Raw genomic sequence first — 25,517 nt, forward strand, 5'->3', positions numbered from 1 at the left:
CCCCGGACAGGGCGGACGGGGGCTCCCCGGAAGAACCGGACTCAGCAGCCGATCAGGCGCGCCGCGAGGTACGCCTTGACCTGGTCCAGCGAGACGCGCTCCTGCGACATGGTGTCGCGGTCGCGGACGGTCACCGCGTTGTCCTCAAGGGTGTCGAAGTCGACGGTGACGCAGAACGGCGTGCCGATCTCGTCCTGGCGGCGGTAGCGCTTGCCGATGGCGCCGGCGTCGTCGAACTCGACGTTCCACGCGGTGCGCAGGTCGGCGGCCAGGCCGCGGGCCTTCGGGGAGAGGTCGGCGTTGCGCGACAGCGGCAGGACGGCGACCTTGACCGGGGCCAGGCGCGGGTCGAGCCGCATGCCGACGCGCTTCTCCATGACGCCCTTGGCGTTGGGCGCCTCGTCCTCGAAGTAGGCGTCGATCAGGAAGGCCAGCATGGCGCGGTTGAGGCCGGCCGCCGGCTCGATGACGTACGGGAAGTAGCGCTCGCCGGACTCCTGGTCGAAGTACTTCAGGTCCTGGCCGGAGGCCTCGCTGTGCACCCGCAGGTCGTAGTCGGTGCGGTTGGCGACGCCCTCCAGCTCGGAGAACTCGCTGCCGCCGAAGTTGAAGCGGTACTCGATGTCGACCGTGCGCTTGGCGTAGTGGGAGAGCTTCTCCTTCGGGTGCTCGAAGAAGCGCATGTTCTCGGTGCGCAGGCCGAGGCCGACGTACCAGTCCCAGCGCTGCTGGAGCCAGTACTCGTGCCACTGCTCGTCCTCGCCGGGCTTGACGAAGAACTCCATCTCCATCTGCTCGAACTCGCGGGTCCGGAAGATGAAGTTGCCGGGGGTGATCTCGTTGCGGAAGCTCTTGCCGGTCTGGGCGATGCCGAACGGCGGCTTCTTGCGCGAAGTGGTCTGGACGGCCTTGAAGTTGGTGAAGATGCCCTGGGCGGTCTCGGGGCGCAGGAACGCCAGGCCGCTGGCCTCCTCGGTGACGCCGAGGTGGGTCTTCAGCATGCCCGAGAAGTCCTTGGGCTCGGTGAACTGGCCCTTGGTGCCGCAGTCGGGGCAGTTGACGTCCTTGAGGCCGTTCGGCGGCGGGAAGCCGTGCTTGGCCTCGTACTTCTCCTCCAGGTGGTCGGCCCGGTGGCGCTTGTGGCAGGAGAGGCACTCGGTCAGCGGGTCGTTGAAGGTGGCGACGTGGCCGGAGGCCTCCCAGACCTCGCGGGCGAGGATCACCGACGAGTCGAGTCCGACGACGTCCTCACGCGCCTGGACCATCGCGCGCCACCACTGGCGCTTGATGTTCTCCTTGAGCTCGACACCCAGCGGCCCGTAGTCCCAGGCGGCACGCGTGCCGCCGTAGATCTCGCTGCAGGGGTAGACGAAGCCACGGCGCTTGCTCAGGCTGACGATCGTGTCGATCTTGTCGGCGGCCACAGTGCTCTCTTCAGTACGTACGGCACGGTCAGGGCACGGCTGGTTGCGCGTACCCGAATACCTCAGGTTACCGGCCATATGGGTACGTGATTCAAATCGGTATCGTCCGGCCGCTCCCACCCACCGTCACCCGCCGTTCACCCATTCGAGTGAGTTGACAATCATTTCCATGTGAGATGAGAATGATTGTCATGATGATCGGACTGCCCCGCCGCCGGACCCGCAACTCCATAGCCCTCGCCGCCACCGCCCTCACCGCCTCCCTCGTCCTCACCGCCTGCGGAGGCAGCAGCAGCGCCGACAGCGGCAACGGTCGGCTGAAGGTCGTCGCCTCCTTCTACCCGATGGAGTTCCTGGCCCAGCAGATCGGCAAGGAGCACGTCGCGGTCACGGATCTCACCGCCGCCGGCGTCGAGCCGCACGACCTGGAGCTCACCGCCAAGCAGGTCGGCACCGTCCAGAAGGCCGACGCGATCATCTACCTCAAGGGTCTGCAGCCCACCGTCGACCAGGCCGTCGCGCAGTCCGCGAGCAAGCACAAGATCGACGCCACCGCCGCCAGCCCGCTGGTCGACCACCACCTCGACGAGGGCACCGAAGGCGGGGGCGCCGAGGCCGACGGCCACAAGCACGAGGGCCCGGTCGGCGACCCGCACATCTGGCTCGACCCGACCCGCTACGCGGCGATCGCCAAGAGCGTCGGCGACGAGTTCGCCAAGGCCGACCCGGCCCACGCCGAGGACTACCGGAAGAACACCGACGCGCTGGTCACCAAGCTCACCGCGCTCGACCAGGAGTTCCGGGCCGGGCTGCAGGACGCCAAGACCAAGACCTTCGTCACCAGCCACGCCGCCTTCGGCTACCTCGCCGACCACTACGGCCTCACCCAGGTCGCCATCAACGGCGTCGACCCGGAGTCCGAGCCCACCCCGGCCCGCCTCGCCCAGGTGCAGAAGGCCGCCAAGGACAACGGCGTCACCACGATCTTCTTCGAGACCCTGGTCAGCCCCAAGCTCGCCGACACCGTCGCCAAGGACCTCGGCCTCAAGACGGCCGTGCTGGACCCGCTGGAGGGCGTCAAGGACCCGTCCACGAACGACTACCTCACCGTCATGCGGCAGAACCTGGCCAACCTCCAGGCCGCCCTCGGCACCCCGGCCACCTCCGCTGAAACCGGCGCCCCCGCCACCCCGGCCGCCCCGGACGCCAACGCCACCACCCCTGCCGCGACCAGCTGACGGGAAGCACCATGACCCACCCGATACCCCCGGCCGTCCGCCTCCGTGACGCCGTCGCCTCGCGCGGCGGCCGGCCGGTGCTGCGCGGCGTCGACCTCACCGTCCAGCCCGGCGAGGTCGTCGCCCTGCTGGGCGCCAACGGCTCCGGCAAGTCGACCACCGTCAAGGCCGTGATCGGCTCCGTCCCGCTGGAGCAGGGCGACTTGGAGCTGTTCGGCATCCCGTACGGCTCCTTCCGCGCCTGGCACCGGATCGGGTACGTCCCGCAGCGCACCACCGCCGCCTCCGGCGTCCCGGCCACCGTGCGCGAGGTGGTCTCCACCGGGCGGCTGCCGCAGCACCGGCTGCTGCCGTTCCGCCGCAAGGACCGCGAGGCGGTGGACCGCGCGCTGGCCGCCGTCGGCATGCTGGAGCGGGCCGGGGACGGCGTCGCCGACCTGTCCGGCGGCCAGCAGCAGCGGGTGCTGATCGCCCGCGCCCTGGTCGGCTCCCCCGACCTGCTGATCATGGACGAGCCGATGGCCGGGGTGGACGCCGCCAGCCAGCAGGTGCTCGCCGACACGCTGCGCGCCGAGGTCGGCCGCGGCGCCGCCGTCCTCCTCGTGCTGCACGAACTCGGGCCGCTGGAGCCGCTGATCGACCGCGCCGTAGTGCTGCGGGACGGCTGCGTCGCCCACGACGGCCCGCCCGTGCCCAACACCGGCCTGCACGCGCTGCCCGGCCACGACCACGTCCACCCGCACGCCGACCTGACCCCACCGAGGCTGCTCGCATGACCGAGATGCTGTCCTACGACTTCATGCAGCGCGCCCTGCTCGCCGCCGTCCTGGTCGGGATCACCGCCCCGGCCGTCGGCATCTACCTGGTGCAGCGCCGGCAGGCCCTGATGGGCGACGGCATGGGCCACGTCGCGATGACCGGCGTCGGCCTCGGCTTCATCTTCCAGACCAGCCCGGTCTGGATGGCCGTGCTGGTCTGCGTGCTCGGCGCCGTCACCATGGAGCTGGTCCGCTCGCGCGGCAACCAGCGCGGCGACATCGCCCTGGCGATGCTCTTCTACGGCGGCATGGCCTGCGGCAAGCTGCTCGTCTCGCTCTCCGCCGAGGCCGGCGCCGGCTCGCTGGAGAGCTACCTGTGGGGCTCGATCCTCACCGTCGCCCCCGCCGACCTGGCCGCCATCGCGGTGCTCGGCGCGGTGGTCGTCGCGGTCACCGTCGGCCTGCGCCGCCAGCTGTTCGCGATCTGCCAGGACGAGGACTTCGCCCGGGTCACCGGCCTGCCGGTGCGCACCCTCAACCTGCTGCTCGCGGTGATGGCCGCGGTCACCGTCACCGTCGCCATGCGGGTGGTCGGGCTGCTGCTGGTCAGCGCCCTGATGGTGGTTCCGGTGGTCGCCGCCCAGCAGCTCACCCGCTCCTTCGCCGCCACCCAGGCCGCCTCGATCGCGCTCGGCGTGGTCGTCTCGCTGGCCGGCGTCACCGGCTCGTACCACCTCGACGTGCCCTCCGGCCCGGCCATCGTGCTGCTGGCCATCGCGGTGTTCGCGGTGTTCAGCGTGCTCGCCGCACCGCTCGCCCGGCGCCGGCACCGCACCGACACCGAACAGGGGCCCAAGATCTGCGACGTCGAGATCCCGGCCCGGTCTGCGGGGCAGACTTCCTCCGACTCCTCCACCCTTGAGCCGCGGGCCGGGCTGGCACAATGATGTGCGAGACGCCCACGACCCCAGGAGGACCCACGGTGACCACCGCAGGCCCGTCGCCGCGCGCACGATCGACCCGGCAGCGTGCCGCCGTCTCGGCTGCCCTGGACGAGATCGCGGACTTCCGCAGCGCGCAGGAGCTCCACGACCTGCTCAAGCACCGCGGGGACTCCGTCGGTCTGACCACGGTCTACCGCACCCTGCAGTCCCTGGCGGACGCCGGTGAGGTGGACGTGCTGCGCACCGCGGACGGCGAGGCGGTCTACCGCCGCTGCAGCAGCGGGCATCACCACCACCTGGTCTGCCGGCACTGCGGCGCCACCGTCGAGGTGGAGGGCCCCGCGGTGGAGCGCTGGGCCAACTCGGTCGCCGCCGAGCACGGTTTCAGCGACATCGCGCACACGCTGGAGATCTTCGGCACCTGCGCGGAGTGCGCCAAGCAGGCCTGAGGCCGGTACGACGGAAGGACCCGCCGGGATCACCCGGCGGGTCCTTCCGTCGTACCGAGTCCTCGTACCGGCCTCAGCGCTGGGACGGCACCCCCGCGGGGACCTCGTTCGGGATCGCCCCGCCGAAGCGCCGGTCGCGCATCGCGTACTGCTCGCAGGCGCGCCACAGGTCCCGGCGGTCGAAGTCCGGCCAGAGCACGTCCTGGAACACGAACTCGGCGTAAGCCGACTGCCAGAGCAGGAAGTTGGAGGTGCGCTGCTCGCCGCTGGGGCGCAGGAAGAGGTCCACGTCCGGCATGTCCGGGTGGTACATGTACCTGGACAGGGTCTTCTCGTTGACCTTCTTCGGGTCCAGCTTCCCGGCCGCGACGTCCTGCGCGATCGCCTGCGCCGCGTCCGCCAGCTCGGCCCGGCCACCGTAGTTGACGCACATGTAGAGCGTGACGGCGTCGTTGCCCTTGGTCTGCTCCTCGGCGACCTGCAGCTCCTGGACGACGCTCTTCCACAGCTTGGGCATCCGGCCGGCCCAGCGGATCCGCACGCCCATCGCGTCCATCTCGTCGCGGCGGCGGCGGATGACGTCCCGGTTGAAGTTCATCAGGAACTTCACCTCGTCGGGCGAGCGCTTCCAGTTCTCGGTGGAGAACGCGTACAGCGAGATGTTCTTGACCCCGAGCTCGATGGCGCCCCTGAGGACGTCCAGCACGACGGCCTCGCCGACCTTGTGGCCCTCGGTGCGGGGCAGCCCGCGCTCCTTGGCCCAGCGGCCGTTGCCGTCCATCACGATGGCGACGTGGTCGGGGACCAGCTCGCCGGGGATCTTCGGGGGCTGTGCGCCGCTGGGGTGCGGGGTCGGAGGAGCGTACTCCTTGTGCTTGCCACCGCCGAAGAGCCGTCGCGCTGCCATGTGCTCACTTCTCCACGTATCTCATCGAGCGGATGCCCCGCTCCAGGTGCCACTGCAGATAGGCCGCGACCAGGCCGCTGCCCTCCCGCCAGTACCGCGGCTCGCAGGTGTCGGCCGTCTGCCAGTCCCCTGACAGCAGCGCCCCGAGCAGTACCAGTGTCTCAGGGGAGGGTACGGCACATCCGGGCACTCGGCAGTCCGCGCAGAGCACCCCGCCCGCGGGGAGCGAGAAGAAACGGTTCGGCCCCTCCAGGCCGCACTTGGCGCAGTCGGTGAAGCTCGCGCCGTACCCGTTCACCGCGAGCGAGCGCAGCAGGAAGGCGTCCAGCACCAGGTGCGACTCGTGCAGCCCGGCCGCCAGCGTGCGCAGCCCGCCCACCAGCAACAGGTACTGCTGGACGGCGGGCTCGCCCTCGTTCTCGGCGAAGCGCTCGGCCGTCTCCAGCATCGCGGTGCCGGCGGTGTAGCGGCCGTAGTCGGTGACGATCGAGCCGCCGTACGGCGCGATGGTCTCCACCTGGGTGCACAGCGGCAACCCGCGGCCGACCAGCTCACTCCCCCGGCTGAAGAACTGCACGTCCACGTGCGAGAACGGCTCCAGGCGGGCGCCGAACTTGGACTTGGTCTTCCGCACCCCGCGCGCCACCGCCCGCACCTTGCCGTGCTGGCGGGTCAACAGGGTGATGATCCGATCGGCCTCGCCGAGCTTCTGCGCCCGCAACACGACGCCGTCGTCCCGGAAAAGACTCATGCAGACATTCTCCCCCAGCGACCGACAGCCACCGACAGCCGTGTTGCCCGCACCGGGTCCGTGGGGGAGGACCGTCCGGTGCGGGTCACGGCGGGCCCGGAGTGGGGGGTGCCTCCCGGCCGAAGGCTGGGGAGGGTGCGGGCCCGTTCTGTGGGGGATGGAGGTGGCTCGGAGAACGTGGCAGGGACGGCAGGTCTAGTACGGAGCGCGGGTCGCCGCCTCCAGCAGCGCCCCGACCCGCGGCTGCGGCAGGTCCAGGCAGCGCCCGACCGCGGCCAGCGCCTCGCGCTCCTGCGGCAGGTAGCGCCCGTCGGCCAGCGCGATCGCCGCGCCCTGCAGCAGCAGCCGCTCGCGGCCCTGGTGGGCGAGGTGGGGGGTGAGCGGTTCGAGCACCGCGTGCAGTTCCACGGCCAGGCCCCCGGACATCCCGTGGGCGTCGTGGAGTTCGCCGCCGAGCCCGGAGAGCGCGGCGAGCGCGGCCAGCACCTGGGCCTCGCCGCAGTCCTCGAACCCGGCCTCGCGCACCGCCGTGCAGGCCGCCTCGCGGGCCGCCCGGTGGGCGGTTCCGCCGGCCGCGAGCAGGGCCAGCGCGATGGTGTACTGGGCGTCCCGCAGCATCGCGCCGAGGCGCACGCAGGTCGGCTGCTCCAGGCTCTCGACGCCGTACCGGCCGTGGCAGCTGGTGCACTGCACGCTGCCGATCACCGGCCCGAGCGGGACCACCGGGGTCCCGAGCAACCGCAGCCACCGCCGGCCGTGCTGCCGGCGGTAGTTGCGGTCGCCGCCGCAGCCCGGGCAGAAGAAGTCACCGAGAACGTCAGTCCGCCACCGCGGGCGAACACCCCACAACCTGGTCACGGCGCCACTCCCCAGACATGGCAGGCGGCCTGCTCGACGATGGGCAGGTCACGCGACCGGACACCGAGCCGTCCCACCGACCCGGCTTCCCGGTGGATCGATGTTGCCATGGTTACCGGCACGTGTCAGTACCTCGAACGGCTTCCGATTCCAAAAAATGTGGCGCAGGACACAGCGCCCCGGCCGGTGCCCGCGGGCACGGCGAAGGGCCGCCCCGAAGGACGGCCCCGCCGGATGCCACTCGTACGAACTACCCGCGCTGCGACCGATTGACGGCGCTGATCATCGCCTTCAGCGAGGCCAGCACGGTGTTGCCGTCGATGCCCACGCCCCACAGCACCTTGCCGTCCACGGCGCACTCGACGTACGCGGCGGCCTGGGCGTCGCCGCCCTCGCTCAGCGCGTGCTCGGCGTAGTCCAGGACGCGGACGTCCACGCCGATCCGGGCCAGCGCGTCCGCGAAGGCGGAGACCGGGCCGTTGCCGGTACCGGTCAGGGTCACCGGCTCGCCGTCCACCAGCGCCTCGGCGGTCAGCGCGTCCCGGCCGTCCTCGGTGGTCAGGGTGCGCGAACCGCTCAGCGAGATCCGGCCCCACGGGTTGGCGGTGGTCGGCAGGTACTCGTCCTCGAAGACCGCCCAGATGTCGGCCGGGGTGACCTCGCCGCCCTCGGCGTCGGTCTTGGCCTGGATGATCCGGGAGAACTCGATCTGCATCCGGCGCGGCAGGTCCAGCTTGTGGTCGTTCTTCAGCACGTACGCCACGCCGCCCTTGCCGGACTGGCTGTTGACCCGGATGACCGCCTCGTAGGTGCGGCCGACGTCCTTCGGGTCGATCGGCAGGTACGGCACGCCCCAGGGGTGCTCCTCCACCGGTACGCCGGCCGCCTTGGCGTCCGCCTCCAGGGCGTCGAACCCCTTCTTGATGGCGTCCTGGTGGGAGCCGGAGAAGGAGGTGTACACCAGGTCGCCGGCGTACGGGTGGCGCGGGTGCACCTCCATCTGGTTGCAGTACTCGGCGGTGCGGCGCACCTCGTCGATGTCGGAGAAGTCGATCTGCGGGTCGATGCCCTGCGAGAACAGGTTCATCCCCAGCGTCACCAGGTCGACGTTGCCGGTCCGCTCGCCCTGCCCGAACAGGCAGCCCTCGATGCGGTCCGCGCCCGCCATGTAGGCCAGTTCGGCGGAGGCGACGGCGGTGCCGCGGTCGTTGTGCGGGTGCACCGACAGGCAGACGAACTCGCGGCGCGACAGGTGGCGCGACATCCACTCGAACTGGTCGGCCTGGACGTTCGGGGTGGCCCGCTCGATGGTGGCCGGCAGGTTCAGGATGATCTCGCGGCCCTCGCCCGGCTGCCAGACGTCCATCACCGCCTCGCAGACCTCCAGCGCGAAGTCCAGCTCGGTGTCGACGAAGATCTCCGGCGAGTACTGGTAGCCGAAGACGGTGTCCTCGCCCAGCAGCTTCTCGGCGTACTCCATCACCAGCCGGGTGCCGTCGGTGGCGATCGCCTTGGTGGCGGCCATGTCGTTGCGGAACACCACCCGGCGGAACAGCGGCGCCGTCGCGTTGTACAGGTGGACGGTCGCGCGCGGGGCGCCGACCAGCGACTCGACGGTCTTCTCGATCAGCTCCTCGCGGGCCTGCGTCAGGACCGAGATGGTGACGTCCTCGGGGATCGCCCCCTCCTCGATCAGCGACCGTACGAAGGCGTGGTCGGTGGCGCCGGAGGAGGGGAAGCCGACCTCGATCTCCTTGTAGCCCATGGCGACCAGCAGGTCGAACATCTTGCGCTTGCGGGCCGGGGACATCGGGTCGATCAGCGCCTGGTTGCCGTCCCGCAGGTCGGTCGAGAGCCAGCGCGGCGCCTTGCTGATCACCGCGTTCGGCCAGGTGCGGTCCGGCAGGTCCACGGTGCCGAACGGCAGGTAGCGCCCGTACCGCATGCCGGAGGGCTGCTGGCGCACGGAGGCGGCGGTGATCGGGGTGGGCCGGTCGACGAAGGCGCGGGCGGCGGAGATGGACGCGGCGGAGGTCTGCTCGGTCATGGAGGTGACTCTCGGCTTCCTGTGGATGCGTGGTGCGGGCTGGTCGGGTGGGTTCGACACCGACTGGCCGGCCTCTGCTGCCGCTCGCGGCCCGCCGTTGGACCGCCGGTTGCGCGCACAGCTCGTTCCCCGCGGCGAGGGAGCCGGCCCCAGTGGACTACAGGCCCTCGACGCGGCAGCTAAGAAGAAGCAGCCCGTTGCGCATGATGGCCCCAGCGTAACCCAGCGCCGCGCGCCCCCGAAGTGATCCGGGCTTCCGTTCCACTCCTTGAGACGTCGACCGGTCATGCCAAAGGTCGTGACATATGGTCACCGATGCCTCACTCTGGGCTACATGACTGCAGCAATACCGATCTGCACGATCGTCCCGCCGTACGTCCTGGACCGCCTCGTCGAGGCCGGTCACGAAGCCGCCGTCCACACCCTCACGCTCGACGCCGCGCACCGCGCGGCCCGCCTCTCCCCGCCCCCGCCCACCGGCGGCGCCCCGGGCCTCGACCGGGTGATCTCCGACTCGGGGCACGGCCGGCGGCTGCCCGGGCGCACCGTGCGCACCGAGGGCCAGGCCGCGGCCTCCGACCCCTCCGTCAACCACGCCTACGACGGCCTCGGCGCCACCTTCGCGCTCTACGCCGACGCCTTCGGCCGCCACTCGATCGACGACCAGGGCCTGCGGCTGGACGCCAGCGTCCACTACGGCCGCGACTACGACAACGCCTTCTGGAACGGCCACCAGATGGTCTTCGGCGACGGCGACGGCCGGATCTTCGGCGACTTCACCGCCTGCATCGACGTCATCGGCCACGAACTCACCCACGGCGTCACCCAGTTCACCGCCGGCCTGGACTACCAGGACCAGCCCGGCGCGCTCAACGAGTCGGTCTCCGACGTCTTCGGCTCGCTGGTCAAGCAGTACGCGCTGCACCAGAGCGCCGCCGACGCCGACTGGCTGATCGGCGCCGGACTGCTCGCCCCCGGCATCCAGGGCGTGGCGCTGCGCTCGATGAAGGCCCCCGGCACCGCCTACGACGACCCGCAGCTCGGCAAGGACCCGCAGCCCGCGCACATGCGGGACTACGTGAACACCTCCGAGGACAACGGCGGGGTGCACATCAACTCCGGCATCCCCAACCACGCGTTCTACCTGCTGGCCACCGCCCTCGGCGGCTCGTCCTGGGAGCGCGCCGGACGGATCTGGTACGACGCGCTGACCGGGCACGCGGTGCCCGCGGACGCCGACTTCACCGCCTTCGCCCAGGCCACCGTGGCCGCCGCCAAGGCCCGCTACCCCGACCAGCCCTCGGTCGCGGACACCGTGACGGCCTCCTGGGCGCAGGTCGGCGTCAGCCCGGGGTGACCGCAGGGCCGCACCGCGGATCCCGGGCCCGGACGGCGGCGGTTGAGACCGGGTTGAGCCGGGCTCAAGGTCACGGTCCGGGAAAAGAGCGGCGAACCCCTTCCCTGCGTAGCACCATGGGCACCATGCGTATCCAGGTGACCCGGACCGGCGGCTTCGCGGGAATCGTCCGCCACGCGGAGCTCGACACCGCCGACCGCACGGACGCCCCGCACGTGCACGCACTCGCCCGCGAGGCCGTCGCGGGCGGGCTGCGCGCCCCCTCGTACGGCGTGCCGGACGGCTTCCACTACGAGATCACCGTGGACGGCCGGACGGTGTACTGCGCCGACCCGAAGCTCACCGACTCGCAGCGGGAGCTGGTCTCCCTGGTGCTGCGCGAGGGCGCGTAGCACCGGAGAGGCCAGCCGGCCCGGGGCTGCCTCAGATCCAGCCGTCGAGGGCCGCCAGGAAGCCCTCGTGGTCGTCCCGGTGCACGTTGTGCCCGGCACCGGCGACGGTGCGCACCTCGAAGCCGCGGGCGCGCAGCGCCTCGGTGTCCTCGGCGCGCACCACGGTGCTGTCGTCCGCCCGCACGACCAGCGAGGGCACGGCGGGAGCGGCCGGCAGGTCCGACCCCTGGGCCGCCAGGGCCACCGCCGTGTCGGTGTCCCAGTGGGCCAGGGCGTCGAGCTTGACCTCGACGTCGGCGGCCGACCAGTGCGGGTTCTTCGCGACGAGCCCCTCGCGGGTGTCCTCCCGCTCCGCGACCCAGGCGGTCGGGTCCAGCCCCCACTGCCGGAACCGCCAGCCCGGGTCCACGTAGACCGCGCGGGCCGGCTTGAGCCGCTCGACGGCGTCCGCGAGGACGATCCCGCCGAGCGAGTGGCCGATCGCCAGCTCCGGCCCGGTCGGCAGGGTCTCCAGCAGGTCCTCGGTGTACGCGGCCAGTGGGTAGCGCTCCAGCGGGCTGCCCCCGGTGCCGCGCGGGCTCAGCCCGTGCCCGCGCAGGTCGACGGCGACCACCCGGTAGCCGCGCTCGGCCAGCTCCGGGCCGACCCGCCGCCAGGTGCGGTGGTCGAAGGTGATGCCGTGCACCAGCAGGGCCGTCCGCTCCCCGCTGCCCCACTCCCGGGTGTGCAACTTCATTGCGCCTGCCCCCTTCTGACGTCGCGTGAGGCCCGACCGACGGGTCGGGCCCGGTCGGACGCGCAACGTCCGGCCGGGCCCTCGGTATTCCCGCTGGGGTGAATTCCCCTGTCAGAAACCCAGGTTGTCAGAAACGCAGGTTGTCAGAAGCCCAGCTTGCGCAGCTGCTTCGGGTCGCGCTGCCAGTCCTTGGCGACCTTGACGTGCAGGTCCAGGTAGACCGGCGTGCCGAGCAGCGCCTCGATGTGCTTGCGGGCGGTGGTGCCGACGTGCTTGAGCCGCGCGCCCTTGGCGCCGATCACGATCGCCTTCTGGCTCTGCCGCTCGATGTAGACGTTGGCGTGGATGTCCAGCAGCGGGCGGTCCGCCGGGCGGCCCTCGCGCGGGAGCATCTCCTCGACCACGACGGCCAGCGAGTGCGGCAGTTCGTCCCGCACGCCCTCCAGGGCGGCCTCGCGGATCAGCTCGGCGACCATGATCTGCTCGGGCTCGTCGGTGAGGTCGCCCTCCGGGTAGAGCTGGTCGCCCTCCGGCAGCAGCTTGGTGAGCAGGTCGGCGACCAGCTCCACCTGCTTGTCGCCGACGGCGGAGACCGGGATGATCTCGGCCCACTCGAAGCCCAGCTCGATGCCGAGCTGGTGGATGGCGATCAGCTGCTCGGCCAGGCGCTTGGAGTCGACCAGGTCGGTCTTGGTGACGATGGCGACCTTCGGGGTCTTCTTGATCCCGGCGATCTCCTTGGCGATGAACTTGTCGCCGGGGCCGATCTTCTGGTCGGCGGGCAGGCAGAAGCCGATCACGTCGACCTCGGCCCAGGTGGTGCGGACGAGGTCATTGAGGCGCTCGCCGAGCAGCGTGCGCGGCTTGTGCAGGCCGGGGGTGTCGACCAGCACGAGCTGGGCGTCCGGGCGGTGCACGATGCCGCGCACGGTGTGCCGGGTGGTCTGCGGGCGGTCGGAGGTGATCGCGACCTTCGTCCCCACCAGGGCGTTGGTCAGGGTCGACTTGCCCGCATTCGGCCGGCCGACGAAGCACGCGAACCCGGAGCGGTACGAGGAGGAAGGGGCATTCATGGGCTCCATTCTCCCTGATCACCGGAGCCCCGCCGTCCGGGGGCGTCCCCGGGGTGCCCGCGGGGGCTCCCACGGCCCCCGGCGCGCCCCCGCGGGGGGCTCAGCCCTTCCGGCCGCCCTTGCCGCCGCCGGGGATCAGCGCGATCACCACCAGCACCAGCAGGAAGCCCAGCGAGCCGTACAGCCAGAACGGCGAACCGGTCTCCTGCCACTTGCCCAGCCCCATCACGAACAGCAGCAGCCCGGCGAAGAACGCCACCGCCCCCATGCCCCAGTCCCCTCACCGTGTCCACTCCCCCCGGTGAGATTATCTGCAGAAGCAAGGGGGTAACCACCGCCGGACCACCCCGACCGGGAGAGGCCCCCGGGCAGGCGTCAGCGCGCCTCGGCGGCCACCCGCAGCACCCCGTCCGGACCGGCCAGCAGCACCGGCGTCCCGGCCCCGCCCAGGTCCCGCACCGCCGCCAGGTCCGCCTCGGCCGGCTGCTCCGCCTCGCTGACCACGGCCGCCGCCTCCAGCGACTTCGCGCCGCTGGCCACCGCCATCGCCACCGCCGTCTGCAGCGCGCTCAGCCGCAGCGACTCCAGCGCGACCGTCCCGGCCACGTAGGTGCGGCCGGTCTCGTCACGCACCGCGGCCCCCTCGGCAACGCCGTTGCGGGCGCGGGCCGAGCGGGCCAGGGTGATGATCTTCTTGTCTTCGGGGTCGAGCTCGACGATGTCACTCATGCCGCCGAGCATATGTGCCCGCCCCGAGCCGAAGGGGCGCGCCGGTGCCGAAAGGGAGAAGCGACAAGCGAGGCACGAGCGCCGGAGCGCCGACCGTCGGCACCGGGTCAGAGCGCCCCGGAGGCGAGCGGGCGAGTAGCAGCCCTCCCTCAGTGGCCGACCGGGTGGGTCCGGCCCGGGTTCGGGTTGAGGACCTTGACGAAGGTCTTCGGCCCCGAGGGCAGCGGCTCCTCGTGCTCGGTGCGCTCGCGCCAGAACGGGTTGTCGTGCGGCAGGTGGCTGCTCACCCGGCCGTACATCCCGAAGGTGGTCAGGACGACCCCGAAGACGAACGCGAACAGCACGTTCGACATCCGGAAGTTGAGGATGTTGGCGTCCGGCCGGCCGAGCACCGTCAGACCGTAGAAGCCGGACAGGACAAACAGCACGCCCGCCGTCATGTTGAGGTTCGACGCGAAGTTCCCGCCGATCACCGCCCCGAGCACCAGGATCGCGCCCACCACGATGGACAGGATGCTCAGCGCACCGTTGGTCGACAGCCCGGCGATCCGGTCGCCGTGGGTGGCCAGGAAGCCGGGGTGGTCGGTCAGTCCCAGGCACCCGAACACGATCAGGAAGATCCCCCCGAGCCCCGCCCCGATCCGCCACACCACGGCGAGCCGGTTGTCGACGGGCAGTTCGTCTTGCAGCTTCATGGCGACCTCCAGAGCCGGGCCACGGCCCGGCCACGGCCTAGCTGTAGGGATGGCTCCCCTGCATGTGCGGCGTCTCGTGCATGTAGAGCGAGCCGCACTGCTGGCAGCAGCGCAGCCCCGTCCCCCACTCCTGCTCGGGCCGCGTCTCGGCGTCGTCGGGCATGGTCCGGCCGCAGAGCGCCGTCGACGGATCCTCGTCCCGCACCACGTGCCAGGACTTGACTCCGCCGGCCGCCCCCTGCGGGCCGTACTCCGCGCGAAGTTTGTGCGTCATGCCCTCCATGGTCGCTCGGCGACCCCGCACCCGCTACTCGCCGGGAACACCCTCCGGCTCGTCCGTCCCGCGGACCGGGGAGGCGACCATCGAACCGATCCGGTTGCGGCGCCCGGCCGAGGACTCGGCGGTCAGCAGGATGCCGGTCAGGCCGCCCGCGGCCGCCTCCGGCAGCGGGATCTCGCAGGCGGAGCCGGGGATCGGCACCCGGCCGAGGTGCTTGGCCAGCAGGCCGCCGACGGTCTCGACGTCCTCGTCCTCCAGCTCGATGCCGAACAGCTCGCCCAGGTCCTCCACCAGCAGGCGGGCGGTGATCCGGTACGAGCCGTCGCCGAGGTCCTCCACCGGCGCGACCTCCCGGTCGTACTCGTCGGTGATCTCGCCGACGATCTCCTCCAGGACGTCCTCGATGGTGACCAGGCCGGCCGTGCCGCCGTACTCGTCGATCACGATCGCCACGTGCGAGCGGCGCTGCTGCATCTCGCGCAGCAGGTCGCCGGCCGGCTTGGAGTCCGGGACGAAGACCGCCGGGCGCATCACCGCGCCGACCTCCTCGGCCTCCGCCTCCCGGTTGATGTGGGTGCGCCGCACCAGGTCCTTGAGGTAGACGATGCCGACCACGTCGTCCTCGTTGTCCCCGACCACCGGGATCCGCGAGAAGCCCGAGCGCAGCGCCAGGGTGAGCGCCTGCCGGACGGTCTTGTGCCGCTCGATCATCACCAGGTCGGTGCGCGGCACCATCACCTCGCGCACGATGGTGTCGCCCAGTTCGAAGACCGAGTGCACCATCCGGCGCTCCTCGTCCTCGATCAGGTCGTCCTTCTCGGCGAGGTCCACCAGGGCCCGCAGCTCCGCCTCGGAGGCGAACGGCCCCTCCCGGTAGCCCTTGCCCGGGGTCAGCGCGTTGCCGAGCAGGATCAGCAGCCGCGGGATCGGGCCGAGCACCGCGGCCAGCGGCAGCAGCACGAAGGAGGCCGCGGTCGCGGTGCTGAGCGGGTGCTGGCGCCCGATCGTGCGCGGCGAGACCCCCACCGCGACGAAGGACACCAGCACCATCACGCCGAACGCCAGCAGCACGGCCTGCCAGGTCGGGGTCACGTTGCGCACGCACACAACGGTGACCAGGACCGCCGCCGCCATCTCGCTGGCCACCCGGATCAGGGTCGCCAGGTTGAGGTAGCGGATCGGGTCGGAGGCGAGGGTCAGCAGCCGCGCCGAGCCCCGCCGTCCGACCCGCACGGCCTCCTCCGCCCGGAACCGGGAGACCCGGGAGATGCCCGCCTCGGCGCACGCGGCCAGCCAGCCGAGCACGACGAGCAGCACGGCACCCAGGATGAAGCTCGTACTCTCACCACTCACAGGGGTTCGGGCTCCGCGCTCAGTGGGTGGTGGGGGCCGGGGAGATGCCGCCGAGGCCGCGGCCCGCCCGCCAGTCGTCCAGGATGCGCTTCTGGAGGGCGAACATCTCCTCCTCCTCCTCGGGCTCCTCGTGGTCGTAGCCGAGGACGTGCAGCACACCGTGCACGGTGAGCAGCTGCAGCTCCTCGTCCATCGAGTGCTTCGAGGGGGCCGCCTTGCCCTGCTGCTCGGCGACCTCGGGGCAGAGCACGATGTCGCCGAGCAGACCCTGCGGCAGCTCCTCGCCCTCCTTGCCCGGGCGCAGCTCGTCCATCGGGAACGACATCACGTCGGTCGGGCCGGGCAGGTCCATCCACTGGATGTGCAGCTCCTCCATCGCCGCACCGTCCACCAGGATCACGGACAGTTCGGACTGCGGGTGGATCCGCATCTTGTCCAGTGCGAAGCGGGCGACGTCGAGGATGGCTTCCTCATCGGCGTCCCAACCGGACTCGTTGGCGATGTCGATCGACATGACGGGCTGTGTGCTCAGCTTTCGGTGCGATGGGACTGTCGGGGTGCGCGCGGTGCGCGGGGCGCGGCCGCCTTGCCCGGGCGCCGCTGGGCGGGCTTGCGGGCGGTCGGGGAGGCCTCCTCGGCCTCCTGGCGGGCGTCCCAGCGCTCGTACGCGTCCACGATCCGGCCGACCAGCTTGTGGCGGACCACGTCGGTGCTGGTGAGGACGGAGAAGTGGATGTCGGGCACGTCGGCCAGGATCTCCTGGACGACCTTGAGGCCGCTCCTGGTCCCACTCGGGAGGTCGATCTGGGTGGTGTCACCGGTGACGACGACCCGGGAGTTGAACCCGAGGCGGGTGAGGAACATCTTGATCTGCTCGGGCGAGGTGTTCTGGGCCTCGTCGAGGATGATGAAGGCGTCGTTGAGGGTGCGGCCGCGCATGTACGCGAGCGGCGCGACCTCGATGGTGCCGGCCGCCATCAGCCGCGGGATGGAGTCCGGGTCGATCATGTCGTGCAGCGCGTCGTAGAGCGGGCGCAGGTACGGGTCGATCTTCTCGTACAGGGTGCCGGGCAGGAAGCCCAGCCGCTCCCCCGCCTCGACCGCCGGGCGGGTCAGGATGATCCGGTTGACCTCCTTGGCCTGCAGGGCCTGGACGGCCTTGGCCATCGCCAGGTAGGTCTTGCCGGTGCCGGCCGGGCCGAGGCCGAAGGTGATCGTGTGCTTGTCGATCGCCTCGACGTAGCGCTGCTGGTTGAGGGTCTTGGGGCGGATCGTGCGGCCGCGGTTGGACAGGATGTTCGCGGTGAACACCTGGGACGGCGCCGGGCTGTCCGGGTCCTGCTCCTGGCTGCGGAGCATGGCGATGGAACGCTCCACGGAGTCCTCCGTCAGGGGCTGGCCGGTGCGCAGCACCAGCATCATCTCGCTGAAGAGCTTCTGGACGAGGGCGACCTCGGCACGCGTCCCGGTGGCGGTCACCTCGTTGCCGCGGACGTGGATGTCGGCGGCGGGGAAGCCCTGCTCGATCACGCGCAGCAGCGAGTCCGCGGTGCCGAGCAGGGTGACCATCGGGTGCTTCTCGGGGATGACGATCCGGGCGCTGACGCGGCCGTCGTCGGCCGGTTCGGGGCGCGACTGTCCGTTCGTACGGGTCTGCGATGTGTCACTCATAGGTCGGCGCTGGGGCCTGCCTCATCCCATCCGTGGTCTCGTGTGCCGCTCGGTCTCCGGGGCACCAGGGTACGCCGCGCGCGTGATCGCCGCGGCGGGCGGCGGGGCCGCACCCGTCGATGCTGCGGCAGTTCCGGGGCCGGCGCGAGCCCTTTTTCGTCCGCGCGCGCCCCGGGCCCGCCGCGCCGGTGCCCCGCAGGCCCCCGGTCACGGCTGGCGGCGGGCCGGCACGGGCACCCGGACGAGGTCGGTGGCGAGCACCAGTTCCCCGTCGAAGTGCTTGCGGGCGTCGGCCAGGTGCTGGCCCAGGTCCGGGTAGCGCTGGGAGAAGTGGGTCAGCACCAGGGTGCGCGCGCCGGCCTCGGCGGCGACCTTGGCGGCCTGCCCGGCGGTGAGGTGGCCGTGCTCCTCGGCGAGCCGGGAGTCGGCGTCGGTGAAGGTGGCCTCGACCACCAGCAGGTCGGCGCCCTCGGCGAGAGCGTGCACGCCCTCGCAGAGCCGGGTGTCCATCACGAAGGCGAACCGCTGGCCCGGCCGCGGCTCGCTGACCTCGTCCAGGGTCACCTTGCGGCCGTCCACCTCGATCGCGCCCTCGTGCTGCAGCCGGCCCACCGCCGGGCCGGCCACGCCGAGCGCGGCGAGCCGCCCGGGCACCAGCCGGCGGCCGTCCGGCTCGGACAGCCGGTAGCCGAAGGACTCCACGGGGTGGTCCAGGCGCACGGCGTCCAGCGCGAAGCGGGCGCCGGGCGCGGGCAGCGGGCCCGGCTCGTCGATCGGCCGGGGCCGCAGCACGGCGGTCTCGTGGTAGGCGGTGGCGTGCCGCAGCCGCTCGAAGTAGACCTCGCCGGAGGCCGGGAAGTAGACGTCCACCGGGTGCGGGACGCGGTCCAGGTTGATCCGCTGGATCACCCCGGCGAGGCCCAGGCAGTGGTCGCCGTGGAAGTGGGTCACCGCGATCCGGGTGATCTGGGTGGCCGTGACCCCGGCGTGCAGCATCTGGCGCTGGGTGCCCTCGCCGGGGTCGAACAGCAGGCCCTCGCCGTCCCAGCGCAGCAGGTAGCCGTTGTGGTTGCGGTGCCGGGTGGGCACCTGGCTGGCGGTGCCGAGGACGACGAGTTCGCGCTGGGACACCTGGGATCAGACCATGCTCTCGGTCATGTGGGTGCCGCCGAGCACGTGGACGTGCGCGTGGAAGATCGTCTGACCGGCGCCCGCACCGGTGTTGAAGATCAGCCGGTAGTCCGCGAGGCCCTCGTCCTCGGCCACCCGGCCCGCCTCGGCGAGCAGCTCGCCGGCGATCTCCGGCTCGGCGGCGGCCAGCGTGGCGGCGTTCGGGTAGTGGACGTGCGGGATGACCAGGACGTGCACGGGGGCCTTGGGGGCGATGTCGCGGAAGGCGAGGGTGCGCTCGGTCTTGCGCACCACCGTCGCCGGGATCTCGCCCGCCACGATCTTGCAGAACAGGCAGTCGGGCTGCGGCTCGCCGGCCATGGCGTCTCCTCGGTTCGGTTCGTCGTCGGTCGCGTGCTGCGGTCGCGTGCGTCGGTCGCGTGCTGCGGGTCGTGCGGGCGCCGTACGGGCGCAGCCTAGCCGAGCCCGGCCACGGCCTGCCGGTACTCCTGCAGGTGCTTCCAACGCACCGCGCGCATCCCGACGACGTCGCCGTCGTCGAGGTCGAAGTCCTCGGACAGGAACGCCACCGCGAGGAAGACGAAACCGAGCAGCCAGCGCCTGGTGAGCCGCCAGGTGTTCGGGTGCATCACGCGCTTGGTGCGCACCACCCGCATCGCCAGCACCCCCTTGCCGACGCTGAAGCCGACCAGCCGGGCGAGCACGACCTGGTTGAGGAAGGACGCGAGGAGGCCGACGACGACCAGCGCCACGAAGTACGGCACGGCCGGGCCGCCGGTCTGCACGGCGTGGCCGGCCACGTGCTTGACCTTCGGCCGGCTCGCGGCGTTGGCGGCGACGAAGCCGAGCCCGACCGCGAAGGCGCAGTCGAGCACGATCGCCAGGAAGCGCCGCCCGCCGCCCGCCTCCTTGGGGCAGGGCGGCAGCGCCGCGGCGGGCCGCGGCTGCTGCGGGTAGGGGTTCGCGTACGGCTGCGGCTGCGGCTGCGGCTGCGGCTGGCCGTACTGCTGCGGCGGCTGCGGCGCGTACCCCTGCTGCGGGTAGGGCTGCGGTTGCTGCTGGTACTGCGGTGGGTACGGCTGCGGCGGCTGCTGGTACTGCGGCTGCTGCGGATACCCCTGCTGCGGCTGTGCGTAAGGGTTCTGGCCGTACTGCGGCGGCGGGTAGCCCTGCGCCATCTGATTCCCCCGAGAGCTGTGGATCAAGAAACAGCCCCGCATCCTACCCACGCCCCGGAGCGGGAAGTCGGCCCGTCCGACTTCCCGCTCTGTGACTCGCCCGCTCGACTCCGGGGCGGGCACTCGCCCGCTACTCCCAGGGCAGCGGCGGCGCCGTGCGGGCCGGGGTCGCGGCGAGCGCGGCCAGGGCGAGCCGGACGCCCTCGGCCAGCTGCGGGTCCTCGCCGGCCGCCCACTGGTGCGGGGCGATCGGTACCTCGACGTCCGGGTCGACGCCGTGGTTCTCCACGCCCCAGCCGTAGTTCTCCAGCCAGAACGCGTACTTGGGCTGGGTGACGAGGGTGCCGTCGACCAGCCGGTAGCGGCTGTCGATGCCGATCACCCCGCCCCAGGTGCGGGTGCCGACGACCGGGCCGATCCCCAGCGCCTGGATGGCGGCGTTGACGATGTCGCCGTCCGAGCCGGAGTCCTGGTCGGCGAGCGCGACGACCGGCCCGCGCGGGGCGTCGCCCGGGTACGGGACGGGGTTGTCGGTGTCCCGGCTGACGTTCCAGCCGACGATCCGGCGGGCGAGCTTCTCGATCACCAGCTGCGAGGTGTGGCCGCCGCGGTTCTCCCGGATGTCGACGATCACGCCCTCCTTGGCCATCTCCGAGCGCAGGTCGCGGTGGATCTGGGCCCAGCCGGTGGTCTGCATGTCGGGGACGTGCAGGTAGCCGAGGCGCCCGCCGGAGAGCTCGCGCACCGCGGCCCGCCGCCCGGCCACCCAGTCGTGGTAGCGCAGCGCCTCCTCGTCGGCGAGCGGGACGACCACCGGGTGGCGCTGGTCGGTGCCGTCCTTGCCGGCCACGGTCAGCTCGACGGGCTGCCCGGCGGTGCCGGCCAGCAGCGGGGCCGGGCCGGTGACCGGGTCCACCGGGCGGCCGTTGACCGCCAGGATCGCGTCGCCCGGGCGGATCGCGGCGCCGGGCGCGGCCAGCGGCGAGCGGGCCCGCGGGTCGGAGGACTCGCCGGGCAGGATCCGGGCGATCCGCCACTGCCCGCCGTCCCTCACCAGGTCCGCGCCGAGCAGGCCCTGGCGCCGGGCGGGCTCGGTGTGCGCGCCGTACGGGAGCACGTAGGCGTGCGAGGTGCCGAGTTCGCCGTGCACCTCCCAGAGCAGGTCGACCAGGTCGTCGTGCGAGCCGACCCGCTCCACCAGCGGCCGGTAGCGTTCCAGGACGCCGGCCCAGTCGACGCCGGAGAGGTCGGGGCGCCAGAAGTTGTCGCGCATCAGCCGGCCGTTCTCGGCGTACATCTGCCGCCACTCGGCGGCCGGGTCGACGGTGACCCGCAGCCGGGCGAGGTCGACGGCGGTCTCGTCGTCCTCGCCGCCCGCCTTGTGGTCGGCCGGGACGATCCGCAGCTCGCCCTCGTCCAGCACGGCGACCCGGCTGCCGTCCCCGCTGACCGCGAAGCCGTCGACGTCGTGCACCAGCTGCTCGACCCGGCGCTTCTTCAGGTCGAAGCGCTCCAGCACCGGCCGGGGCCGCTCGTCCTCCAACGAGGCGGCCTCGTCGCCGAGTTCGCCGAGCAGCGGGACCCTGGTCCACAGCACGCCGTCCTTGGCGGCCCGCAGGGTGCCGAACAGCCCGCCCTCGACCGGGAACGGGACGATCCGGTCGGCGATGCCGTCCAGGTCCACCCTGGTCGCCGGCGCGGCCTCGCCGCCCTCCTCGCCGTCCGCCTTCTTGGCCCGCGGCTCGTCCTCCTCCCCGCCGAGCGCGCGCCCGGCCCGCTGCGGCCCGAACGGGGACGGCGTGTCGGCGGCCAGCGTGATCAGGTACGGGCGGCAGCCGTTGGGGAAGGACAGGTCGAAGACGTGCGAGTCGTAGACCGGGTCGAAGTTGCGCACCGACAGGAACGCCAGGTAGCGGCCGTCCGCGGTGAAGGCCGGCGAGGTGTCGATGAAGCGCTGCTGGGTGGCCTCGCTCACCGTCCGGGTGGCCAGGTTGGCCAGCACGATCTGGCGCAGCGAGTACGGGCCCAGCCCCGGCACCGGGCGCGACCAGGCCAGCCAGGCCGAGTCCGGGCTGAAGACCAGGCCGCTGACCTGGCCGTCGGTGCTGCGCTCCAGCTCGTGCACGGTGCCGTCGGCGAGCGTCACCAGCAGCACCCGGCCGTCGTGCACGCCGAGCGCGGCCTGCTTGCCGTCCGGGGAGACGGCCAGCACGTTGACCCGGCCGAGCTGCCCCGCGGCCAGCCGGCGGCGCTCGGCGCCGTGCACGGCGGGGGCGAACTCCAGGGCGTCCTCGCCCTCGGCGTCGGACACCCAGAGCACGCCCTGGGCGCCGTCCTCGCCCGGCACCACCCGGGCCAGGCGCCCGCGCACGCCCGGCGTCTCGTCCAGCACCCGGGCCGGGCCCTCGCGGTGGGTCAGCCAGTGCACGCTGCCGCGCACCACGACGGCGCTGGCCCGGCCGGTGCGGTCGGGGGCGACGGACTCCAGCCAGTGCGCGGCGGGCACCGGGCGGGGGCGGCGGCCGCTGCGCGGGCCGGCCAGCCGGACGTCCAGGCGGCGCGGTTCGGCGCCCTCGGCCAGGCCCTCCAGCAGCCACAGGTCGCCGGCCCGGTGGAACACCACCCGGGTGCCGTCGGTGGTGGCGTCGCGGGCGTAGAAACCCTCCGGGTCGGTGGTGTGGCGGCGCAGGTCGGAGCCGTCGGGGCGGCTGGACCACAGCTCGCCGACGCCCTCGTGGTCGGACAGGAAGGCGATCCTGCCGCCCTGCTCGCCATCGGAACCGGCGACCCACAGCGGCGAGGACAGCTGGCCGTCCAGGTCCTCGTGGATCCGGGCGAACTCGTCCCGGCCGATCCACAGCTTGCCCGCCCGGCCGCCCCGGTAGCGCTTCCACCAGGCCGGCTCGCGGATCGCGGCACTGGCCAGCAGCACCCGGTCGCCGCCCGGCTCCAGGGCGATCCCGCCGACCGGCCCGTACGGCAGCCGCACCGGCTCGCCGCCGTCCAGCGGCACGGCCTGCGCCCAGGTGCGGCGCGGGGTGGCCTGGCCGGCCCCGGTGGTGGCGATCGGGCGGCCGTCGGCCGTCCAGCCCTGCACCCGGGTCTGGCCGCTGCCCCAGTGGGTGAGCCGGCGCGACGGCCCGCCGTCCACCGGCACCACGTGCACCTCGGGCGCGCCGTCCCGGGTGGAGGTGAAGGCGATGTGCCGCCCGTCCGGGGAGAACCGGGGGTCCCGGACCGGCAGGTGGTCGGCCGTCAGCCGCCAGGCCCGGCCGCCCTCCAGCGGGGCGAGCCAGACGTCGTTCTCGGCGACGAAGGTGACCAGGTCGGCGTGCAGGTGGGGATGGCGCAGGTAGGCGCCCGCAGAGGTGCTGAGGGAGTCCGTCACGCGGCCAGCGTAGGCACGTACGCACACGAGCCGCCCGGCTTTTCGGCAGAGTCGCGCCCCACGGGCGAGCCCGCTGGCCCCCGCCGCGAGACCGTAGTACCGGCTGCGGACGGACTGCGGGGTTCGAGGACGGGCGCTAGGGCGTGTCTGACAATTCGCGTCGGATCAGCGTGCGGCGTTGGGGTGCGTGCATCGCAAGGCGGAGGAGGGAGTCCATGCGGAGCATCGGCGACCGACGACAAGTGGAGGTGCGCAGCACCGAGGGGCCCAGCCGGTACGGCTTCGCGCCCGCCTCGGCGAAGGCGGCCAGCTCCTCCGGGGAGACCCCGCCCTCGGGGCCGACCACCAGCACGAGGTCGCCGGCCTGCGGCAGCGCGGCCAGGGCCAGCGGCTCGGCGCCCTCCTCGTGCAGCACGGCGGCGAACGCGGCCCGCGCCAGGACGGGCGCCAGCTGCCGGGTGGTCATCGGGTCGCGGACCTCGGGGAAGCGCAGCCGGCGGGACTGCTTGCCCGCCTCCCGGGCGGTGGCCCGCCACTTGGCGAGCGCCTTGGCGCCGCGCTCGCCCTTCCACTGGGTGATGCAGCGCGAGGCCGTCCACGGGATGACCACGTCCACGCCGACCTCGGTCATGGTCTCCACGGCCAGCTCGCCGCGGTCGCCCTTGGGCAGCGCCTGGACGACGACGATCCGCGGCGCCGGCTCCGGCTCCCGGCGCACGGCGGCGACGCTCACCTCGATCGCGTCCTTGCCGAGCACCGCGGCGACCGTCCCGTCCACGCCCAGCCCCAGCCCGTCGGAGAGGGTCACCGCCTCGCCCGGCTCCAGCCGCTTCACCGCGGCCGCGTGCCGCCCCTCCGGGCCGTCCAGGCGCACCACGGCCCCGGGCGCGGCGGCGGCGATCCGCTCGGTCTCGACGACGAAGACGGGCGCGGTCATGCGGGGAACCTCCGGAGGGGGGTGGAACGGGAACGCGAAAGGGGTGCCGAGGAAGCCTCGGCACCCCTCCCGGGACGGCTACCGGCCGTTGAAGGCGTCCTTCAGACGGGAGAAGAGGCCCTGCTGGCCCGGCGCGAACTGGCCGGACGGCCGCTCCTCGCCGCGCAGCACCGCCAGGCGGCGCAGCAGCTCCTCCTGCTCGGCGTCGAGCTTGGTGGGCGTCTTCACCTCGACGTGCACTATCAGGTCGCCGCGGCCGCCGCCGCGCAGGTGGGTGATGCCGCGGCCGTGCAGCGGGATCGACTGGCCGGACTGGGTGCCGGGCCGGATGTCGACCTCCTCCAGGCCGTCCAGGGTCTGCAGCGGCACCTGGGTGCCGAGCGAGGCCGCCGTCATCGGGATGGTGACGGTGCAGTGCAGGTCGTCCCCGCGCCGCTGGAAGATGGTGTGGGTGGTCTCGGCGATCTCGACGTACAGGTCGCCGGCCGGGCCGCCGCCGGGGCCGACCTCGCCCTCGCCGGCCAGCTGGATCCGGGTGCCGTTGTCGACACCGGCCGGGATCTTGACGGTCAGGGTGCGCCGGGCGCGGACCCGGCCGTCGCCGGCGCACTCCGGGCACGGGGTCGGCACGACGGTGCCGAAGCCCTGGCACTGCGGGCAGGGGCGGGAGGTCATGACCTGGCCCAGGAAGGACCGGGTGACCTGGGAGACCTCGCCCTTGCCGCGGCACATGTCGCAGGTCTGCGCGGAGGTGCCGGGGGCCGCGCCCTCGCCGTTGCAGGTGGTGCAGGTGACGGCGGTGTCGACCTGGAGTTCCTTGGTGGTGCCGAAGGCGGCCTCCTCCAGGGTGATCTCCAGCCGGATCATGGCGTCCTGCCCGCGGCGGGTGCGCGAGCGCGGGCCGCGCTGGCCGGCCGCGGCGCCGAAGAAGGCGTCCATGATGTCGGAGAAGCCGAAGCCCGCCGCGCCGGCGCCGAAGCCGCCCGCGCCACCGCCGCCCGGCGACAGCGGGTCCCCGCCGAGGTCGTAGACCTGGCGCTTCTGCGGATCGGAGAGCACCTCGTAGGCGGCGTTGATCTCCTTGAACCGCTCCTGCGTCTTCGGGTCCGGGTTGACGTCCGGGTGCAGTTCGCGTGCCAGGCGCCGGAACGCCTTCTTGATCTCGTCCTGCCCCGCATCCCGTCGGACGCCGAGTACCGCGTAGTAGTCCGTGGCCACCAA

26 protein-coding genes are annotated in these 25,517 nt (G+C 72.6%); 6 read left to right on the forward strand and 20 right to left on the reverse strand.

The genetic code is table 11. From position 1 onward, the window contains the following. Positions 1-41: 41 nt before the first annotated feature. A complete protein-coding gene (locus OP86_RS10190; RefSeq protein ID WP_030061233.1) occupies positions 42-1,424 on the reverse strand; it encodes a glycine--tRNA ligase in 1,383 nt (460 codons plus the stop codon). A gap of 191 nt (positions 1,425-1,615) precedes the next feature. Here OP86_RS10190 and OP86_RS10195 point away from each other — a divergent pair, with 191 nt between their 5' ends. Genes OP86_RS10195 through OP86_RS10210 form a run of 4 tightly spaced genes read left to right on the forward strand, consistent with a single transcriptional unit; the run spans position 1,616 to position 4,813 of the window. Further along, a complete protein-coding gene (locus tag OP86_RS10195) occupies positions 1,616-2,662 on the forward strand; it encodes a metal ABC transporter substrate-binding protein (protein WP_234435115.1) in 1,047 nt (348 codons plus the stop codon). 11 nt (positions 2,663-2,673) lie between these two features. Then, on the forward strand, positions 2,674-3,438 hold the full coding sequence (locus OP86_RS10200; RefSeq protein WP_030260807.1) for a metal ABC transporter ATP-binding protein: 765 nt from the start codon (positions 2,674-2,676) through the stop codon (positions 3,436-3,438). Beyond that, a complete protein-coding gene (locus OP86_RS10205; protein WP_033331513.1) occupies positions 3,435-4,367 on the forward strand; it encodes a metal ABC transporter permease in 933 nt (310 codons plus the stop codon). The genes OP86_RS10200 and OP86_RS10205 overlap by 4 nt, the downstream gene beginning before the upstream one ends. Positions 4,368-4,402: 35 nt before the next feature. After that, entirely contained in the window at positions 4,403-4,813 is a 411-nt protein-coding gene (locus OP86_RS10210) for a Fur family transcriptional regulator (RefSeq protein WP_030061242.1), read from the forward strand. 73 nt (positions 4,814-4,886) lie between these two features. On the opposite strand, the gene OP86_RS10215 is transcribed toward OP86_RS10210, so the two are convergent. From OP86_RS10215 to leuA, 4 genes are all read right to left on the reverse strand, one after another. Beyond that, positions 4,887-5,720, reverse strand: a complete 834-nt coding sequence (locus tag OP86_RS10215) for an isoprenyl transferase (protein WP_030061244.1) — start codon at positions 5,718-5,720, stop codon at positions 4,887-4,889. Between the two features lie 4 nt (positions 5,721-5,724). Beyond that, positions 5,725-6,471: a DNA repair protein RecO gene (gene recO, locus OP86_RS10220; RefSeq protein ID WP_030061246.1), complete on the reverse strand. Its 747-nt coding sequence runs from the start codon at positions 6,469-6,471 to the stop codon at positions 5,725-5,727. A gap of 195 nt (positions 6,472-6,666) precedes the next feature. Continuing rightward, positions 6,667-7,329, reverse strand: coding sequence for a hypothetical protein (locus OP86_RS10225; RefSeq protein ID WP_078589528.1), 663 nt, complete (start codon positions 7,327-7,329; stop codon positions 6,667-6,669). A gap of 250 nt (positions 7,330-7,579) precedes the next feature. Then, positions 7,580-9,376 carry a 2-isopropylmalate synthase gene (leuA, locus tag OP86_RS10230; protein WP_030061250.1) on the reverse strand — a complete coding sequence of 599 codons (1,797 nt, stop codon included), beginning with the start codon at positions 9,374-9,376 and terminating at the stop codon, positions 7,580-7,582. A 334-nt stretch (positions 9,377-9,710) separates the two neighbouring features. On the opposite strand from leuA, the gene OP86_RS10240 reads away from it, so the two are divergent. Both OP86_RS10240 and OP86_RS10245 read left to right on the forward strand, forming a co-directional pair. Further along, positions 9,711-10,733, forward strand: coding sequence for a M4 family metallopeptidase (locus OP86_RS10240; RefSeq protein ID WP_030061253.1), 1,023 nt, complete (start codon positions 9,711-9,713; stop codon positions 10,731-10,733). A 125-nt stretch (positions 10,734-10,858) separates the two neighbouring features. After that, positions 10,859-11,125 carry a protealysin inhibitor emfourin gene (locus OP86_RS10245; RefSeq protein ID WP_030061255.1) on the forward strand — a complete coding sequence of 89 codons (267 nt, stop codon included), beginning with the start codon at positions 10,859-10,861 and terminating at the stop codon, positions 11,123-11,125. Between the two features lie 31 nt (positions 11,126-11,156). On the opposite strand, the gene OP86_RS10250 is transcribed toward OP86_RS10245, so the two are convergent. From OP86_RS10250 to dnaJ, 15 genes are all read right to left on the reverse strand, one after another. Continuing rightward, positions 11,157-11,861, reverse strand: coding sequence for an alpha/beta fold hydrolase (locus OP86_RS10250; protein WP_030061257.1), 705 nt, complete (start codon positions 11,859-11,861; stop codon positions 11,157-11,159). A 143-nt stretch (positions 11,862-12,004) separates the two neighbouring features. Next, positions 12,005-12,934: a GTPase Era gene (gene era / locus OP86_RS10255; protein ID WP_030061259.1), complete on the reverse strand. Its 930-nt coding sequence runs from the start codon at positions 12,932-12,934 to the stop codon at positions 12,005-12,007. Between the two features lie 100 nt (positions 12,935-13,034). Further along, complete coding sequence (locus OP86_RS36505; RefSeq protein ID WP_157849710.1) at positions 13,035-13,202, reverse strand: hypothetical protein; 168 nt, start codon at positions 13,200-13,202, stop codon at positions 13,035-13,037. Between the two features lie 107 nt (positions 13,203-13,309). Then, positions 13,310-13,663: a cytidine/deoxycytidylate deaminase family protein gene (locus OP86_RS10260; RefSeq protein ID WP_030061260.1), complete on the reverse strand. Its 354-nt coding sequence runs from the start codon at positions 13,661-13,663 to the stop codon at positions 13,310-13,312. Positions 13,664-13,812: 149 nt separating this feature from the next. Continuing rightward, a complete protein-coding gene (locus OP86_RS10265) occupies positions 13,813-14,358 on the reverse strand; it encodes a DUF4383 domain-containing protein (RefSeq protein WP_030061262.1) in 546 nt (181 codons plus the stop codon). Positions 14,359-14,395: 37 nt separating this feature from the next. After that, positions 14,396-14,632 carry a hypothetical protein gene (locus tag OP86_RS10270; protein ID WP_030061264.1) on the reverse strand — a complete coding sequence of 79 codons (237 nt, stop codon included), beginning with the start codon at positions 14,630-14,632 and terminating at the stop codon, positions 14,396-14,398. Between the two features lie 33 nt (positions 14,633-14,665). Further along, positions 14,666-15,991 (reverse strand): hemolysin family protein, encoded by a 1,326-nt coding sequence (locus tag OP86_RS10275; RefSeq protein ID WP_030260815.1) that lies wholly within the window; start codon positions 15,989-15,991, stop codon positions 14,666-14,668. Between the two features lie 19 nt (positions 15,992-16,010). Next, positions 16,011-16,505 carry an rRNA maturation RNase YbeY gene (ybeY, locus tag OP86_RS10280; protein ID WP_030061268.1) on the reverse strand — a complete coding sequence of 165 codons (495 nt, stop codon included), beginning with the start codon at positions 16,503-16,505 and terminating at the stop codon, positions 16,011-16,013. 14 nt (positions 16,506-16,519) lie between these two features. Beyond that, complete coding sequence (locus OP86_RS10285; RefSeq protein WP_078589530.1) at positions 16,520-17,560, reverse strand: PhoH family protein; 1,041 nt, start codon at positions 17,558-17,560, stop codon at positions 16,520-16,522. Between the two features lie 309 nt (positions 17,561-17,869). Beyond that, on the reverse strand, positions 17,870-18,793 hold the full coding sequence (locus tag OP86_RS10290) for a ribonuclease Z (RefSeq protein WP_030260818.1): 924 nt from the start codon (positions 18,791-18,793) through the stop codon (positions 17,870-17,872). Positions 18,794-18,799: 6 nt separating this feature from the next. Then, positions 18,800-19,153, reverse strand: a complete 354-nt coding sequence (locus OP86_RS10295) for a histidine triad nucleotide-binding protein (protein WP_030061275.1) — start codon at positions 19,151-19,153, stop codon at positions 18,800-18,802. A gap of 95 nt (positions 19,154-19,248) precedes the next feature. Further along, positions 19,249-19,971: an RDD family protein gene (locus OP86_RS10300; RefSeq protein WP_030260820.1), complete on the reverse strand. Its 723-nt coding sequence runs from the start codon at positions 19,969-19,971 to the stop codon at positions 19,249-19,251. Positions 19,972-20,101: 130 nt separating this feature from the next. After that, positions 20,102-23,359 (reverse strand): S41 family peptidase, encoded by a 3,258-nt coding sequence (locus OP86_RS10305; RefSeq protein ID WP_030260822.1) that lies wholly within the window; start codon positions 23,357-23,359, stop codon positions 20,102-20,104. 136 nt (positions 23,360-23,495) lie between these two features. Then, on the reverse strand, positions 23,496-24,296 hold the full coding sequence (locus OP86_RS10310) for a 16S rRNA (uracil(1498)-N(3))-methyltransferase (RefSeq protein ID WP_078653577.1): 801 nt from the start codon (positions 24,294-24,296) through the stop codon (positions 23,496-23,498). Positions 24,297-24,374: 78 nt separating this feature from the next. Continuing rightward, positions 24,375-25,514 carry a molecular chaperone DnaJ gene (dnaJ, locus tag OP86_RS10315; RefSeq protein WP_030061903.1) on the reverse strand — a complete coding sequence of 380 codons (1,140 nt, stop codon included), beginning with the start codon at positions 25,512-25,514 and terminating at the stop codon, positions 24,375-24,377. Positions 25,515-25,517 lie beyond the last annotated feature (3 nt).

The organism is Streptomyces novaecaesareae, from assembly GCF_000716875.1.
GTDB lineage: Bacteria > Actinomycetota > Actinomycetes > Streptomycetales > Streptomycetaceae > Kitasatospora > Kitasatospora novaecaesareae.